This window comes from Janthinobacterium foliorum (assembly GCF_978021625.1).
Map to the genome: position 1 here is coordinate 126282 of NZ_CDXDQE010000012.1, position 15944 is coordinate 142225.

The 15944-nt window shown below is 64.5% G+C and carries 17 protein-coding genes; 13 read left to right on the forward strand and 4 right to left on the reverse strand.

Features of this window, described 5'->3' with window-relative positions; genetic code table 11:
* Nucleotides 1-116 precede the first annotated feature (116 nt).
* From ACZ92H_RS22260 to ACZ92H_RS22275, 4 genes are all read left to right on the forward strand, one after another.
* Nucleotides 117-1838, forward strand: coding sequence for a methyl-accepting chemotaxis protein (locus tag ACZ92H_RS22260; RefSeq protein ID WP_465051051.1), 1722 nt, complete (start codon nt 117-119; stop codon nt 1836-1838).
* Nucleotides 1839-1939: 101 nt separating this feature from the next.
* Entirely contained in the window at nt 1940-2317 is a 378-nt protein-coding gene (locus ACZ92H_RS22265; RefSeq protein ID WP_131377738.1) for a BlaI/MecI/CopY family transcriptional regulator, read from the forward strand.
* 3 nt (nt 2318-2320) lie between these two features.
* Nucleotides 2321-3832: a M56 family metallopeptidase gene (locus ACZ92H_RS22270; RefSeq protein ID WP_465051052.1), complete on the forward strand. Its 1512-nt coding sequence runs from the start codon at nt 2321-2323 to the stop codon at nt 3830-3832.
* A 76-nt stretch (nt 3833-3908) separates the two neighbouring features.
* Entirely contained in the window at nt 3909-6041 is a 2133-nt protein-coding gene (locus tag ACZ92H_RS22275; protein WP_465051053.1) for a TonB-dependent receptor plug domain-containing protein, read from the forward strand.
* A gap of 4 nt (nt 6042-6045) precedes the next feature.
* Here ACZ92H_RS22275 and ACZ92H_RS22280 read toward each other — a convergent pair whose 3' ends face one another.
* The gene (locus ACZ92H_RS22280; protein ID WP_465051054.1) at nt 6046-6288 is read right to left on the reverse strand and encodes a hypothetical protein; all 243 of its coding nucleotides are present in this window, start codon (nt 6286-6288) and stop codon (nt 6046-6048) included.
* 216 nt (nt 6289-6504) lie between these two features.
* On the opposite strand from ACZ92H_RS22280, the gene ACZ92H_RS22285 reads away from it, so the two are divergent.
* From ACZ92H_RS22285 to ACZ92H_RS22300, 4 genes are all read left to right on the forward strand, one after another.
* Nucleotides 6505-7158, forward strand: a complete 654-nt coding sequence (locus tag ACZ92H_RS22285) for a hydrolase (protein ID WP_131377730.1) — start codon at nt 6505-6507, stop codon at nt 7156-7158.
* A 69-nt stretch (nt 7159-7227) separates the two neighbouring features.
* Nucleotides 7228-9078 (forward strand): amidohydrolase, encoded by a 1851-nt coding sequence (locus ACZ92H_RS22290; RefSeq protein WP_465051055.1) that lies wholly within the window; start codon nt 7228-7230, stop codon nt 9076-9078.
* Nucleotides 9079-9092: 14 nt separating this feature from the next.
* The gene (locus ACZ92H_RS22295) at nt 9093-9284 is read left to right on the forward strand and encodes a DUF1427 family protein (protein ID WP_131377726.1); all 192 of its coding nucleotides are present in this window, start codon (nt 9093-9095) and stop codon (nt 9282-9284) included.
* Nucleotides 9281-9439 (forward strand): XapX domain-containing protein, encoded by a 159-nt coding sequence (locus tag ACZ92H_RS22300; protein WP_131377724.1) that lies wholly within the window; start codon nt 9281-9283, stop codon nt 9437-9439. The genes ACZ92H_RS22295 and ACZ92H_RS22300 overlap by 4 nt, the downstream gene beginning before the upstream one ends.
* A gap of 3 nt (nt 9440-9442) precedes the next feature.
* Here the strand turns inward: ACZ92H_RS22300 and ACZ92H_RS22305 are convergent, their stop codons facing one another.
* The 3 genes from ACZ92H_RS22305 to ACZ92H_RS22315 are packed head-to-tail and all read right to left on the reverse strand — an operon-like array spanning nt 9443 to nt 11912.
* Nucleotides 9443-10801, reverse strand: a complete 1359-nt coding sequence (locus ACZ92H_RS22305) for a vWA domain-containing protein (protein ID WP_465051056.1) — start codon at nt 10799-10801, stop codon at nt 9443-9445.
* Entirely contained in the window at nt 10801-11418 is a 618-nt protein-coding gene (locus ACZ92H_RS22310; protein WP_465052376.1) for a TadE/TadG family type IV pilus assembly protein, read from the reverse strand. The genes ACZ92H_RS22305 and ACZ92H_RS22310 overlap by 1 nt, the downstream gene beginning before the upstream one ends.
* A complete protein-coding gene (locus tag ACZ92H_RS22315; protein WP_131377718.1) occupies nt 11415-11912 on the reverse strand; it encodes a TadE/TadG family type IV pilus assembly protein in 498 nt (165 codons plus the stop codon). The genes ACZ92H_RS22310 and ACZ92H_RS22315 overlap by 4 nt, the downstream gene beginning before the upstream one ends.
* A gap of 288 nt (nt 11913-12200) precedes the next feature.
* Between ACZ92H_RS22315 and ACZ92H_RS22320 the strand changes: the two genes are divergently transcribed.
* From ACZ92H_RS22320 to ACZ92H_RS22340, 5 genes are all read left to right on the forward strand, one after another.
* On the forward strand, nt 12201-13910 hold the full coding sequence (locus ACZ92H_RS22320; protein WP_465051057.1) for a sensor histidine kinase: 1710 nt from the start codon (nt 12201-12203) through the stop codon (nt 13908-13910).
* 41 nt (nt 13911-13951) lie between these two features.
* On the forward strand, nt 13952-14647 hold the full coding sequence (locus ACZ92H_RS22325; RefSeq protein ID WP_465051058.1) for a response regulator: 696 nt from the start codon (nt 13952-13954) through the stop codon (nt 14645-14647).
* A 167-nt stretch (nt 14648-14814) separates the two neighbouring features.
* Complete coding sequence (locus tag ACZ92H_RS22330) at nt 14815-14961, forward strand: Flp family type IVb pilin (protein ID WP_465051059.1); 147 nt, start codon at nt 14815-14817, stop codon at nt 14959-14961.
* A gap of 71 nt (nt 14962-15032) precedes the next feature.
* Entirely contained in the window at nt 15033-15200 is a 168-nt protein-coding gene (locus ACZ92H_RS22335; protein ID WP_131377714.1) for a Flp family type IVb pilin, read from the forward strand.
* Nucleotides 15201-15328: 128 nt separating this feature from the next.
* Nucleotides 15329-15922, forward strand: coding sequence for an A24 family peptidase (locus tag ACZ92H_RS22340; RefSeq protein WP_465051060.1), 594 nt, complete (start codon nt 15329-15331; stop codon nt 15920-15922).
* The last annotated feature ends 22 nt before the right edge of the window (nt 15923-15944 follow it).

Genomic DNA, 15944 nt, shown 5'->3' on the forward strand with positions numbered 1-15944 from the left:
AAGAAAAATGCGGCAAAGGCGCGCTACTCCCTGGCAATTTTGGGTAGAATTTCCGCCTGCACCCCTTGCGCGGGGGATCGCCGCGCTGCCGGGGTTCTTGTTCCTGGAGGAATACCATGCGCATCGCCGACCTTCGCATCGCCAGCCGCCTGTACGGTGGTTTTGGCATCATCGTCCTGCTGCTGGCCGTTCTGGTCACAGTCGCCACCCTGAATTTTTCGAAACTGGCCGAGGCCAATGCCATCAATACCCATACGTATCAGGTGCTCATGCAAAATGATGCCATCCTGGAAAGTCTGATCAATATGGAAACGGGGCAGCGCGGCTATGTCATCACGGGACTCGATGCCTCGCTGGAGCCGTACGCGGGCGGCAAGGCGGCCCTGCGCAACCACCTGGACAAGGCGCGCGCGCTGACGAGCGACAATCCTGCCCAGCTGGAACGCCTGGCGAAACTCGAAACTGCCGCGCAAGCCTGGCAAGCGGGCGCGCTGGACCCCGTGATCGCCATGCGGCGCGCCGTGGCGCAGGGCACGGCGCCCATCGAACCCGTGCTGGCGCTGGAAAAGCAGGGGCGCGGCAAGCAGGGCATGGACGCCATGCGCGCGCTGCTGAAAGACGTCGAGCAGGCGGAAACGGCCTTGCTGGCGCAGCGTTCGCAGGCCGTGGCCGCCTTGCAGACGCAGACGCGCTGGGTCTTGCTGGGCGGCGGCCTGGCGACACTGGTATTGGCGGGCCTGGTGGCGATGTGGCTGGCAAGAAATATCAGCCGGCCCCTGCGCTCGGCCATCGACGTGGCCAGGCAAGTGGCGCAGGGCGACTTGACGGTGCGCGTGGAGGTGCGTTCGCGCGATGAAACGGGCGAGCTGATGCAGGCCTTGCAGGACATGACGGCCAGCCTGCTGCGCATCGTCAGCGAAGTGCGCAGCGGCACGCAGACCATCGCCACGGCGTCGCGCCAGATCGCCTCGGGCAACCTGGACTTGTCGGCGCGCACGGAACAGCAGGCCAGTTCGCTGGAAGAGACGGCCTCGTCGATGGAAGAACTGACGGGCACGGTACAGCAGAATGCGCACAATGCCCACCAGGCCAATGGCCTGGCGGCAACCGCGTCGAGCGTCGCGGGCAAGGGCGGCGCCGTGGTGGCGCAAGTGGTCGACACCATGGGGTCGATCAATGCTTCCTCGCGCAAGATCGTCGATATCATCGGCGTCATCGACGGCATCGCCTTCCAGACGAATATCCTGGCTCTCAACGCGGCCGTGGAGGCGGCCCGGGCGGGCGAGCAGGGACGCGGCTTTGCCGTCGTGGCGACGGAAGTGCGCAATCTGGCGCAACGCTCGGCCGGTGCCGCGCGGGAAATCAAGGCCCTCATCAACGATTCCGTGGCGCAGGTGGAAAGCGGCGCGCGCCTGGTCGACGAGGCGGGCCACACGATGCACGAGATCGTCGACAGCGTGCACAAGGTCAGCAGCATCGTCGGGCACATCTCGGCCGCCAGCGACGAGCAGCGGGCCGGCATCGAGCAAGTCAACCAGGCCATCAGTGAAATGGACCAGGTGACTCAGCAGAACGCGTCGCTGGTGGAGGAGGCTGCCGCCGCGGCGGAAGCCATGCAGGAACAGGCGGCGCGCCTGGCCGACGCCGTGGCCGTGTTCAAGACGGCGCAAGCGGTGGCCATGCCGGCGCCGGCGCAGCCGCCCGCCGCGCGCCGTCCCGCGTCCGTCAAGGCGGCGCCCGCTCCCGCCCGGCTGCCGGTGAAGGCGGTGGCGCGCCATGCGCCGCACATTCCTGCCGGGAAACAGCGTACGGGCGAGGATGAGTGGGAAGAGTTTTAGCGCGGTGTGCGTGCGGGCGTGCGACATTTGTCGCAAACAGGGCTTGCGTGTGTGTGACTGTTGTCGCATAATTGTGTCAATAGTCACTAAAAGGAATTGCCATGAGTACGCCCGCCGTCACCGAACTGTCGTTGCTGAAAGCCTTGTGGAAAGAACAGCCGCTGTCCGCCCGTGAATTGCATGCCCGCGTGGAAGACGAGCTGGGCTGGTCGTTTTCCTCCACGCGCAAGACCCTGGAGCGCATGCTGGACAAGGGCATGCTGCTGCAGCGCAGCGTGCATGGCGTGCTGGTATATGAAGCCAATGTGGACAAGGTGTCCACCCTGGCCGCCTTCGCCCACGACTTTGGCCGCCGCGTGATGGAAATCGACAGTCCCTTGCCGGTCAGTATGTTTACGGGCAGCAAACTGGTGGACCAGCAGGAACTGGCGGCGCTGGAACAGCTGCTGCAGGACTGGCCGCTCGACGGCAAGGAGTAAGCCATGACCTTGTTTGCCCTGACTTTGCTGCAGGCAACGCTCGCCTGCCTGCTGGGCGGCTGGCTGCTGCGAGGCTTGCTGTACCTGGCGCTGCGCCGCTGGCCCGCGCTGGGGGCGCAGCGCAGCGTGTGGCTGGGAGCCTTGCTGGTGCTGCTTGCCGTCTTCCTGCTGCCACTCTTGCCGCATGGCCGGCAGATTAGCGTGGTGCCGGAGATCAGCCTGCCCGCCGCCGCCTCTGCGGCAGCCTTGCCGCGCGACGAGGCCGAAGCCGAGGTGGTGCCGGCGCTGGCGGCTGCCGCGCTGGCACCGGCACCATCCGCCACTACTTGGCTAAGCATGCTGGCGATTGCCTGGCTGGGCGTGTATGCACTGGGCCTGGCCGTGATGGCGCGGCGCCGCTGGCGTGGCCGCGCCAGCGTGCGGTCCCTGCTCAAGGCGGCGCAGCCGCTGGCCACGCATGCAGCCTTTTCGCCAGAGCAAATGCGCCAGTTGCGGGCACAGCGCATTGCTGTGCTGGAAATCGATGCGCCCGTGTCGGCCATGCTGGTGGGGGCATGGCGTCCCCGCCTGCTGCTGCCCGCGCATCTGCGCCTATTTACGCTGGAGCAGCAGCACCTGGTGATCGAACATGAATTGACGCATGCGCGCCACGCCGACCCCGCGCTGCAACTGCTGGCCGGCGCGGTGCGGCTGCTGCTGTGGTTCAACCCGGCAGCGCGCCAGCTGGGCGCGCAACTGGGCTGGGCCCAGGAACTTGCCTGCGACCGCCACGTACTGGCTGGCCGTCCCCAGCGGCAGCGCCAGCAATATGCGGCCGCGCTGGTGCGCCAGCTGGGCCTGCAGACATGTTTTCTCGCCGGCCTGGCATTTGGCGGCCAGGCCAGCAGCATGCAGGAACGCATCGTTCGCATGCGCGACAGCAGCGCCGCCGGAGTGCACTGGGCTGCCAGTCTGGCAATCGGCCTGGCGCTGTGCGCCCTGGGCGCGGCCAGTGTGGTCCTGCAGCCGGCACTGGCCTGGACGGCCGCCGAGCCAACTGCCAGCAGCGCCCTGGCTGCAGCCGCAGTACCGGCACAGGCCACGCCCTGGCGCAATCCGCTGGCCAGCATGCGCGTCACGGGTTTCTTTGGCGTCGCGCGCCCCGTCACGCCGAGGGGCTTGCGCGGGCTGGACCTGGCCGCCAGGCGGGGTACGCCCGTGCTTGCCGTGGCCGATGGCATTGCCACAGTGACGCAGGATGAGTGGCTGGGCAAGCTGGTGCGCATCAACCACGGCGGCGGGCTGGAGTCCCTGTACGCGCATCTCGACAGCGTTGCACCGGCCGACGGCGCCATCGTCAAGGCGGGGCAGCCCATCGGCACGGCGGGCGCGACGGGCCGGTCCACGGGGCCGCATCTACACTTCCAGGTCAGGCAGGATGGCCGCGTGCAGGATCCGCAGCAGTGGCTGCACGGCCTCGATGCCAACGCCAGCGCGCGCGCCCTGCGCATGCGCAAGGAGCAATTCGGCCGCTGACGCCAGTCATGTGGCGGCAGGCCGGGAGGGCGCGGCGCGCCTGGCCCGGCAGTCACTCACCCTTTCAGGAACTTCCATGCGATTGAGTATTCTCTTGTGCAGCCTCGCGCTGCCGTTGACGGCCCACGTCCGCGCCGACGCTATTCTCCCTGCCGTGACGGTCAATGCGGGCAAGACGGAGCAGCGCCGCAACGATACCGTCGCCGCCATCGTCGTCGGCCACGATGAATTGATACGCCAGGGCGACCGCAGCCTGTCCGATGCCTTGAAGCGCCTGCCCGGCATGACCATCGGCGCGCCAGGCGGCGCAACGGGCGGGCAGCTCCAGCTGCGCGGGCTGGGCCAGGGGTATACCCTCGTCATGCTCGATGGCGTGCCCGTGCCGGCCGGTTTTTCGCTCGATTCCCTGGACCCGGAACTGGTCGAGCGCGTGGAAATCATGCGCGCCGCCACGGCGCAGTTTTCCGCCCAGGCGATTGCCGGTTCCATCAATATCGTGCTGAAAAAGTCCGGCGGGCGGCGCGAGCGCACGTTCAAGCTGGGGGCGTCCGGCAGCCATGGCATGCCGGCCGGCAGCGCCACCGTGCAATGGTCGGACAAGGACGGACGCCTGGCATACGCGCTGGCCGGCACGCTCAGTCATACGGGGCGCCGGGGCCTGTTCGATGAGTGGAACCGCGCCTTCGATGGTGGCGGCACGCCCGTGCTGCTGCGCCATGCGCCGCTCGCCGAGCGCGTGACAAGCGACGGCATCGAGCTGGCGCCCCGCCTGCAATGGGCGCTGGCGGGGGAAGGCAGCCTGGCCTGGCAAAGCCTGCTCAATGTCCGCCGCCTGGCCAGCCGCCGCCATGTGGTGGAAAAGGCTTATCTGGGTGGCGCCACCGACTTTCCGGACAACGACGCCGCTTTCGACCAGGACAGCGCCACCGTGCGCAGCGATCTGCACTGGCTGCGCAAGCTGGAGCACGGCGCCAGCCTCGATGTGAAACTGGGCGTCGATGTCAACCACCGCGCCAGCGATTATCTGTTCCAGGGCAGCCGCGCCGCGCCCGGGCCGGCCAACGTGCGCCGCGTCGATGCGGGCGTGGACGATGCGGGCGTGCAGGCCAGCGGCACGTATCGCCGTACCCTGGGCGAGGGACATGCGCTGGCGGCGGGCTGGGATGCGGGGCACCGGCGGCGCACGGAATTTCGCCGCGAACGCCAGCTGGAGCCGGGCGGGCCGCCCGTCCTCATGGACGCGGACTATGCGGCCACGGTGCGGCGCCTGGCCCTGTTCGCGCAGGATGAGTGGGATGTCTCCGCGCGCTGGTCGCTGAACCTGGGCCTGCGCTGGGAAGTCTGGCGCACGGCCAGCGGCACGGACGCCGGCGAACCGGTCGACGTGCGCGCGCAGGTGTGGAGTCCCGTGCTGCAAAGCCTGTGGAAGCTCGCCGGCAAGGACCAGGTGCGCCTGGCCGTCACGCGCACCTACAAGGCGCCGCAGATTTTCCAGCTGATCCCGCGACCGTACACGATCGACAACGGCAACAGCCCCACGAATCCGGATAACCGGGGCAACCCGGCGCTGCGCCCGGAGCTGGCGTGGGGCCTGGATGCGGCCTATGAGTACTATCTTGGGGACGGGGCCATGCTCAGTGCCAGCGCCACCTGGCGGCGCATCCGCGACGTCATGCTGGACCGGCTGTACCAGGAAGACGGGCGCTGGGTGGCCACGCCCGTCAACCACGGCAGGGCGCAGGTGCGCGGCATCGAGCTGGAAGCGAAGCTGCCATTGACGGCGCTGTTCGCGGGCGCGCCCGCGCTGGATCTGCGGGCGAATCTGGCGCGCAACTGGTCGGCGGTCGATGCCGTGCCCTGCCCCGACAACCGCCTCGATGGCCAGTTGCCGTGGAGCGCCAACCTGGGTGCGGACTACCAGCTGGCCAGCCGGCCCCTGGCCTTGGGCGGCAATCTGCATTACCAGGCGGGCGCGCTGTCGCGCGAATCTGGCCAGCTGCTGGCCTGGCAGGGCGCCAAGCGCGAACTGGATCTGTACGCGCTGTGGAAGTTCGGCGGCCAGCTGCGCCTGCGCCTGTCGGGCGCCAACCTGCTGCGCCAGGCCGACCGCGCGCGCAGCCTGTATGCCGATGGGGCGGGCAGCATGCTGCGCACGGTCGATGCGGGTACTTACCGCACCTGGCGCGTGATGCTGGAAGGCACCCTGTAGCTGGCTAGTCGTCGATCTCGGCGACAGTGTGCGCCACGCCCTGAGCCTCGAGGAAGGCGCGCAGGCTGGCCAGGCCGTGCCATGGCTCCGGGCGCAGGTACTGGCACACATACAGGCCGGCGTCCGTCAGCCGGGCGTCCGTGTCGGGCAGGCCGCCGGAGGCCAGCGGCAGCGCCGCCAGCAGCTGTTCGATGTGCTGGCGCTGGCCTGCCGTCAGGCTGGCCGTGATCCTGAATTCAAATCCCATGTTTTCCTCCCGTAGCTAAGGTGTTGGTGTGCCCATTTTATATCATCGAAAAAATCGAATATAGCTTGGCATTCTTTCCGTTTTTGTTTTCGTTTTTGTGCGTGCATACTGCATATCACTGACACGCAGCATGGCAGCGCAAGAAGAAAGGCGCTAGATTGTGCGGGCCGGATACCATCATTTTCATATTCAATTATTTTCACCGAGGAAAACATCATGCCGATCGCTACCGCCCAAGCCGCACAAAAACTGCTGACCCCGAACGACCATACCCTGATCATGATCGACCACCAGTCGCAGATGGCGTTCGCCACGCGCTCGATCGACCTGGCCCTGCTGCGCAACAACGCGGCGCTGGTGGCGAAGGCGGCGGCCGAATTCAAGGTGCCGGCCATCCTGACGACGGTGGCGGCCAAATCGTTCTCCGGCCCTATCTTCGACGAGATCCAGTCTGTCTTCCCGGAGCAAACGCCCATCGACCGCACCAGCATGAATACCTGGGAAGACGCGCGCATCGCCGACAAGGTGAATGGCTACGGCAAGGGCAAGATCGTGCTGGCCGGCCTGTGGACGTCCGTCTGCATCGTCGGCCCCGCGCTGTCGGCGCTGGAGCAGGGCTTTGAGGTCTACGTCATCGCCGACGCCAGCGGCGATGTCTCCGACGAAGCCCATGCGATGGCCATGCAGCGCATGATACAGGCGGGCGCGCAGCCGCTGACGTCCGTGCAATACTTGCTGGAACTGCAGCGCGACTGGGCCCGCGGCGAGACCTACAATGACACGGTGGCGACGGCCGTGGCGCACGGCGGCGGCTATGGCCTGGGCCTGATCTACGCCAAATCCATGTTCAACGCCAGCGAAGGCCATTGATTGCATCGCAATGCACTGACCCCGCCCGCCGGCGGGGCGCCGTCCCGCACCTGATCCCGGAGAACCCGCATGAACGCAAGCACGATTTTACTCAATGGCCGTTTCCACACGGTCGACAGGACGCAGCCGCTGGCGTCCGCCGTCGCCATCGCCGATGGCAAATTCCTCGCCGTGGGCGACGCTGAAGACGTGATGCGCCATCGCGGCCCCGCCACGCAGGTGATCGACCTGGCTGGCCGCACGGTGATCCCCGGCTTGAACGACTCGCACCTGCACCTGATCCGCGGCGGCTTGAACTACAACCTGGAATTGCGCTGGGAAGGCGTGCCGTCGCTGGCCGACGCCCTGCGCATGCTGAAGGAACAGGCGCTGCGCACGCCAAACCCGCAGTGGGTGCGCGTGGTGGGCGGCTGGACGGAATTCCAGTTCGCGGAAAAGCGCATGCCGACCCTCGACGAGATCAACGCGGCCGCGCCCGACACGCCCGTCTTCATCCTGCACCTGTACGACCGCGCCCTGCTGAACCGCGCCGCCCTGCGCGCCGTCGGCTATGACAAGAACACGCCGAACCCGCCGGGCGGCGAGATCGTGCGCGACGCGGCCGGCAATCCGACCGGCTTGCTGATCGCCCGCCCGAACGCCATGATTTTATATGCGACCCTGGCCAAGGGGCCAACCCTGCCGCGCGACCTGCAAGTCAATTCCACGCGCCAGTTCATGCGCGAATTGAACCGCCTCGGCATCACCAGCGCCATCGACGCGGGCGGCGGCTTCCAGAATTATCCGGAAGACTACGCGGTGGTCGAGGAACTGGCGCAACAGGAGCAGCTGACCATCCGCATCGCCTACAATCTGTTCACGCAAAACAAGGGCGCGGAACTGCAGGACTTCCAGAAATGGACGGGCATGGTCAAGCCGGGCGACGGCACGGATTTTTACCGGCATAACGGCGCCGGCGAAATGCTGGTGTTTTCCGCCGCCGACTTCGAGGATTTCCTCGAACCGCGCCCGGAGCTGGCGGCCGGCATGGAAGACGAGCTGGAAAAGGTCGTGCGCCACCTGGTCGAGCAGCGCTGGCCGTTCCGCCTGCATGCCACCTATGACGAATCGATCAGCCGCATGCTCGACGTGTTCGAGAAGGTCAACCGCGACACGCCATTCGGCGGCCTGCACTGGCTGTTCGACCACGCGGAAACCATCAGCCCGAGGAATATCGACCGGGTCAAGGCGCTGGGCGGCGGTCTGGCCATCCAGCACCGCATGGCCTTCCAGGGCGAGTATTTCGTCGAGCGCTATGGCGCCGAGGCGGCGAAGGCCACGCCGCCCGTGCAGCGCATGCTCGACGCCGGCGTGCCCGTGGGCGGCGGCACGGACGCCACGCGGGTGGCCAGCTACAACCCGTGGACGGCGCTGTACTGGCTGGTATCCGGGCGCACCGTGGGCGGCCTGGCCCTGACGGATGCGGCGGGCAGATTGTCGCGCGATACGGCGCTGGAACTGTGGACGGCGGGCAGCGCCTGGTTCTCCAGCGAGCAGGGCAAGAAGGGGCGCATCCGCGCGGGCATGCTGGCCGACCTGGCCGTGCTGTCGGCCGATTATTTTGGCGTGCCGGAAGAGGCGATCAAATCCATCGAATCCGTGCTGACCATGGTGGGCGGCAAGGTCGTCTACGGCCAGGCGGAATTCACGGCCCTGGCGCCGCCGCCCATCCCCGTGCTGCCAGAGTGGTCGCCCGTGCGCGCCGTGCCGGGGCATTACCGGCCCGTGGCCAGGCCGGCGCAGGCCGCCATGCCGCACCAGTGCGCGGGCGCCTGCGGCGTGCATGCCCATGCCCACGACCGGGCGCGCAAGTCGGCCGTGCCGATCAGCGATTTTTCCGGTTTCTGGGGCACACTGGGCTGCAGCTGCTTCGCTTTCTAGACGAGGAGAGGGCCATGCGCTACAAGAAAGTCATATTGGGCCTGCTGCTGGCCTTTGTCGTGGGCTTCGTCTGCCAGCTGGCGCGCATCCCCGTGCCGGCACCGCCCGTGCTGAGCGCCGCGCTGCTGGTGTTCCTGACCAGCTGCGGCTACTGGCTCACGGGCCTGTACCTGCAGCGCCGGGAATTGAAACGGGAGGCGCCATGAACGTCATGCTGGCCGGATCGGTCCTGGGCTTGCTGGTGGGCGTGGTATGCCGCTGGTTCGACCTGCCATCGCCCACGCCGCCCACGCCCACCGGCGCGGCGATGGTGGTGGCCATGACACTGGGTTTCGTCGTGGCGGGGCAGGTGGGGAGATAGCCTTTACTTGGAAATGCGCAAGATGGCCGAGGCGAGCCGCGTGAAGCACGGACTCAGGTCGCTGTCGGTGGCCGCGTAGCAGTACAGGCCAACGGGTTCGGCCGGTTTGCGGCAGCGGGAGGGAGCATCGACCGTGTTGGCCAGGCAGCGCAGCAAGTCTTCGCCCAGCTCGCTGTCCGGTCCTTCCTTGGTCTTCAGCGATGCACCCATGCCCAGGGTAAAGATGAACATGCCTTCCTGGCGCGCCTTGGCCGCCATCGCTTCGACCAGGTTGCGCGAGGCGCGGTGCACATTTGTCCATTGCACCTGCGCCGAGGCGATGGAAGCGGTCACGACGCGGGGCGTGTTGGTGACGATGGGAAACTCGCGCAGCGCCACGTCGTCGGCTTTGTCGAAATCGTTATTCGCGTTGTACCAGGGGGGGATCGCGGTGATCTTGCTGGCAGCGCAGTTCCCGGACTGCGCGTTGTCAGTCTCTTTCATTGCGTACAGACCCACCAGCGCGGGGTTTTGGAAATCGGTAAACGTGGCGAGGCCGCCTGCCGTCGTGCATTTGCTGCCTGTGTTGGGAAAGTACGAGGAAAACGCTGCCGGCGAGCCATCGGAAAAAAACACGATGACGCGCAGGCTGGAGCGGTTGAGCGGCAAGATATCGTTCAGCTGTTTGCGTGCCTGGTACATGCCGGCGGAAGAATTAGTGCCGCCGGTAAAGATAAATTTATCGATCTTGCCATCTTTTACGGTCATGCTGCTGCGGTCGAAACCGCGGTCGACCTGCTTGATCGGGACATCGATTTGCGCTTCCGAGGCGAAATGCAGCAGGCCGACGCGGTCGACCGTGGAGTTGAACTTGTTCAGGAAGGACTTGCCCGCCGCCCGCACGGCGGCGGCATTGGGTTCCAGCGAACGCGACGTGTCCATCACCAGCACCATGTCCAGGTCCTTGCGGATGGTTTGCGCGCTGGCCGCCACGTTCAGGGTCTTGAAGCCGAGTATGCCCATCAGCGAGACGGGGAGCGACGCCGTGGCCGAGACGTCGATGGTGACGGTGCCCTTGTCGAACACCACGCTGACGGGATTGAGCACGGGGGTCGAGAGCAGGAAGTTGTCCGGATAATTAATGTCAAAAAACTCCTTCGCCGACTGGCGCGCGCTGGCCCGCTGTTCGGCCTCCGTGCTGCCCGTGGTCACGCCGCGCGCCGCCGCCAGGCTGGCCGAGTCGACGGCCGCATTCAGCTTGGCCTTGACGAAGTAGCCAAGCGCGGAATCGATGGCCAGGCCTACCGCGGCGATCAGGACCACGGCCGACAGCGCCACCATGATCAGGACCTGCCCGCTTTGCCGCTTGTGTGGAATGCGCATCAGAATATCGTCATCGAATTGAGGTTGGGGCCGAGGACCGGCGTCGTGCCGTCGCCAACTTTTAAAGTGCCGAACAGCATGTCGAAATTGTAGAAAGTCTCCACTGCGTAAATCAGCTCGCCATCTGCCAGCTGGCCTGACATCAGGGCCAGCACGGGCGCGCTGCCGCCTTTGCCGATGCTCGTGCACGTGCCATTGCTCCAGCTGCCGCATTGCCAGACCTGGCTGGCGGGCAGGTAGCCGCTGGTCCTGGCGCCCGCTTCCCAGCGGTACTGTTCCAGCACGATGTTACGCACGGAGGCATTGGCCGAGGGGACATAGCCCATGATCTTGGTGATATAGATCATGCCGCGCCCGTTCATGTTCAGCGGCGGCGTGCTGGCGGCCAGCGCATCCATGATGCCCTGGCTTGAACCGCTCAGGTCGGACGTGGCGCGCGAAGCGAGATTGGCGCCTTCGCGGCTGATGTTGAGCAGGATGATCTTGGCCTGGATGGCCCGCGACAGGTCGACCACCATGAACAGCAGCAAGGCCAGCAACGGCAGGGCGATGGCAAATTCGACGGCGGCGATGCCGCGCGCGGCGCGGCGCGAAAGCGGGGGACGGGTGCGCATCATACGCCGCCGAAGCTTTCATTGCGCATGGTGGCGGCCACCACGAAGCGCCATTTGCCGTCCTTGAAGAAGGGCGCCATCATCGGCGTGGCAAATGTCCAGCTGCAGTCGACGGAGATGACGACGATGTCGCCGCTGTTGCCGAACATGCCGCTACTCGTGCCGCTGGAACCATTCACCGAAATGACGGGACTGACCTTGTCGTAGATGCCCATCGAACTATCTTTCATTTTTTGGATGACGGCCTGGTAGCGCTGCTGGTTGCTGCTGTTGGGGTCGAGATCCTTGTTGCCCGTCACTGCATAGCGCGCGCCTTCGCGCACCGCATGCTGCATGGTGAGGTTGGCGAAATACGCCATGCTCAATTCGATCACGCCGATCATGAGCAGCAGGAAGACTGGCGCGATGATGGCAAACTCGACGATGGTGGCGCCAGCTTGCCGGATTTTTCCTGTTGGGGTGCGGGGAAAGCGGGATGTGGCCTTGCTGAGCATCATTCTTTGTTATCCAGGTAAAGGCTCGCGCCGGCGCATGTCTGGCAATTGAATTGATGCAAACTTGCCGAAGCTCATTTTATATTGCTTTATGTAAGTGAGGGTGGGATTAAAATGCACGAAAATCAAGTTTGTTGCAATTAATGTAGTTAATCGCTGGCTTGCCATTCCTAATTTGCATTGCTGAGAGTAATATGCGTGGCGTACAGAAATTAAAAAATAATTAACCATTGTCTGGGCATGTCTGGCATATCTTGCCAATGGCGTTCTTTTTGCAAAGATGAAATCAGGATGCTGCAACAGCAACAATTGCAGGTGGAGCAGAATGCCGAGGCGGCTTTGCCGCTGGCCGATCATGCGGACTTGAACATGATTTTTGGCATGCGCTTATTGCTGGCCGTGACGGCATTGCTGACATTGATTATCAATCCCGGCAGTCACGGCATGTCGGGGCAATTGGCGTGGGTAATTTTGCCCTTGTATGTGGTGTACAGCGCCGTATTGCTGGTTTTTCTGTATTTCAATCACTTATTCGTCCAGGGCAAGCGGATTTACTGGCTCGATGTCCTGTGGTGCGGCCTGATCGTGTTTTGCACCGGCGGCGGCGAGAGTTATTTTTTTCCCTTCTTTTTCTTTGTCATCCTGGCGTCCTCGTTTCAGCGGGGACTCGATGAAGGCGCGCGTATCACGCTCGCTTCCTGCGCCGTGCTGGTGCTGGCGTCAGCAGTTTCCGATCATGCGCTGAACCTGTCGCACTTGCTCTTGCGCACGACGTTTGTCATGGCGCTCGGCTACATGATTGCCTACTGGGGTGGCTTGAGCTTGCTGCAAAAGCGCCGCCTTGCCTTGCTGCGCGAAGTCAGCCAGCAATCCAATCCCCGCTTCGGCGTCGATCATACGGTGGCGTCGATACTCGAGAAGGCGCGTGTTTTCTTTGGCGCCAGCAGCTGCATCCTGATCATGCGCGAAGGCGGCGCGGCGCATTGGCAGCTGCGCACGGCGCTCGACGACCGCCGCGGCAATGGCGGGCGCGTCAGCCAGATGAGCGAGGCGGCCGTGGCGCCGCTGATGGTGTTCGATGCCAGCCAGAGCGTGCTGTACGCGCCGTCGCTGCGTGCCCGTCTCGGCCTCGTCCCTGCGTGGCAGGCGAAGGTGCGCGGCACTGCCAAGTGGCAGCGGCTGGAGATGGACGCCACCCAGGGCGGCGCCCTGGCCGAGTTGTTCGATGCCCGCTCTTTCATCAGCGTTCCCCTGCCTTTGCACAAGGGGCAGGGCCGCCTGTACGTGATTTCGTCCACGAGCCGGCTGACGAAAGCCGATGCCAGGTTCCTGGCGCATATCGTGAGCCAGGTATTTCCCCTGATCGAGAACATCGCGATTCTCGACAAGCTCGCTTCCGGCGCGGCGTATCGCGAACGGCAGAAGATTGCGCGCGACTTGCATGATTCGACCATTCAACCCTACATCGGCTTGCGCCACGGCTTGAGCGCCTTGCGCGCCAAGGTGGCCGCGGGCAGCCCCCTGCTCGATGAGCTTGACCAGCTGATCGACATGAGCGGCCAGGTGATCGGCGACTTGCGCCAGATGGCACAGACGGTGCGCGGCGGCGGTCCGGAGCAGCATGATGAGCCGGAGCTGCTGGTGGCCCTGCGGCGGCAGGCGGAACAGTTGAAGAAATTCTTTGGTATCGATATTGCGATCGTCTCGGACCGCGCGTTTGCCCTGAGTGACCGGCTGGCGGCGGAGGTATTTCAGATCGTCAACGAAGGCATGAGCAACATCCGCAGGCATACCACCGCCCGCGAGGGCTGCGTGCGCCTTGCCTGCACTCCGCACGCCGTGTCGATCTCGATCGAAAATGCGGTCGAGGCCGAGGCGCCTGGCCATACCGCCTTCGTTCCCGCTTCGATCGCCGAACGGGCCCTGGCGCTGGGCGGCACCGTGCAGGTGGGCCTGGCTGCTGGCGGCGCGACGGCGGTGCGCATCCACATTCCCGTGTAAGGGCCGGGCCCTGCGGGCCGCGGCACATTTAAGGCAAGCTTATGTCAAGTCAACATCCCATCCGCGTCATGCTGGTCGACGATCACAAAACCATGTTGTGGGGCCTGGAAAAACTGCTGGAAGAGGCGCGCCCGCTGATGGAAGTGGTCGCCAGCGTCAGCGATATCGACGCCGCCGTGGCGCTGGCCGGCAGCTTGCGGCCCGATATCGTCGTGCTCGACGTCGATCTCGACGGGGTGTGTTCCATCGATTTCGTGCCGGCGCTGGTGGCCAATGGCGTCACGCGGGCGCTGATGTTCAGCGGCACGCGCGATCAGGAGATGCTGGGACGCGCCGTGCGCAACGGCGCGCGCGGCGTGATCGGCAAGGAAGCGGCGGCGGAGCAGGTGATCGATGCCATCGCCAGGGTGCATCGCGGCGAACTGTGCCTGGACCAGGCCTTGCTGGGCAGCCTGCTGGGCGCGCTGATCAAGCCTGCACCCGTGCCGGCGGCCCCCGATCCCGAGGCAGCGCGCATCGCCTTGCTGACGCTAAAGGAACGCAAGATCGTGGCCATGATGGTGGAAGGCAATGGCGCCCTCAACAAGACAATTGCCCAGCGCGCTTTTATTTCAGAACAGACCTTGCGTAACCATTTGACCTCGATTTACAGCAAATTGGAGGTGGCCAATCGCCTGGAATTATATGTCTATGCCGTCAAGAATAGCTTGGCAACGCCGATGGATACGGGTGAATAGTACAAATGTCCTGTTTCTGTGCGGGAAAAAAAGATGCTTTGTACTGGCAATAAAATGACTTTTGTCTGATTAATATCAATAATTATTTTCATACAATACCTGCATCAGCAATCGGTAAATGCCGCTGAATGCGCCAGACTGATATTGCGAACAGGACAGGAGCGGGAATGGTTTTGAAAAATGAAGGTATGCAAGGCGTCGCGCATTTCTTGCGCGATCAGCGCGGCAATTCATTTTTCGAGCACGCCTTGTTATTGTCCCTGATGGCCGTGGTGTGCCTGATTGCACTCCTGGCCATATGCAAGGGTCCCTGAAATCGATCCATTTACTGGCTGCTCCCGCAGTTGCACATGACGTTGTCAAACTCACTCTGAATGGATTAATCATGAATTTCATCAAAAACTTTATCGCTGAAGAAGATGGCGTGACCGCAATCGAATACGGCCTGATCGCCGCGCTGATCGCTGTCGCGATCGTTGGCGTCGTGAAAACCGTTGGCACCGATCTGGGCGCCGTATTTACCAACGTCTCGGCCAAGTTGACAGGCAAGTAATCGCCACACGTTCCATGGCGGCGTGCCCGGTTTCGGGCGCGCGCCGATGGTGGCCCGGATCCTCTTGCATGGCGCCGGGCCATTTTTGTTTGTACCCGAGTCCTTCTCCTTCCTGCGCCGGATAATCCATGCATACCGATCTTTTCCTGACCTGGTCACCGGCAGTCCTGCTGGTCGGTTTGCTGTTGCTGGCCGTATGCCACGACGTGCGCAGCCGACGCATCCCGAACCGCCTGGTGTTTGCCGGCGCGCTGGCCGGACTGCTGTTCAATACGCTGTTGCCTGCCGGTGCAGGTCTGTTGACGGCCACGCCCGGTGCGCTTGGTTTCTGGCCTGCCCTGGGCGGCCTGGCCCTGGGCCTGGCGCTGCTGATGCCCATGTATGCCATGAAGGCGCTGGGTGCCGGCGACGTGAAACTGATGGCGATGGTGGGCGCTTTCGTCGGCCCCCATGCCGTGTTCTTTTGCCTGCTGAGCAGCTTGCTGGCCGGCGGCGTGCTGGCGCTGGCCGTGGCAGCGTGCCACGGCACGCTACGCCAGGTGGCCAGCACCAGCTATCACCTGGTGCTGGCCAGCTTCCTGCGCGCCATCGCGGCGCAACGGCCGACGATCGATGCGCCGGCCGTGCCCAGCGGCAAGTTGCCGTATGCCATCGCCATCGCCAGCGGCACCTTGCTGTATCTGCTGCTGGCCGCCAGCGGCAAGGCGGGCATATTCGCATGATGGCTGGCATCACCCGGACGCG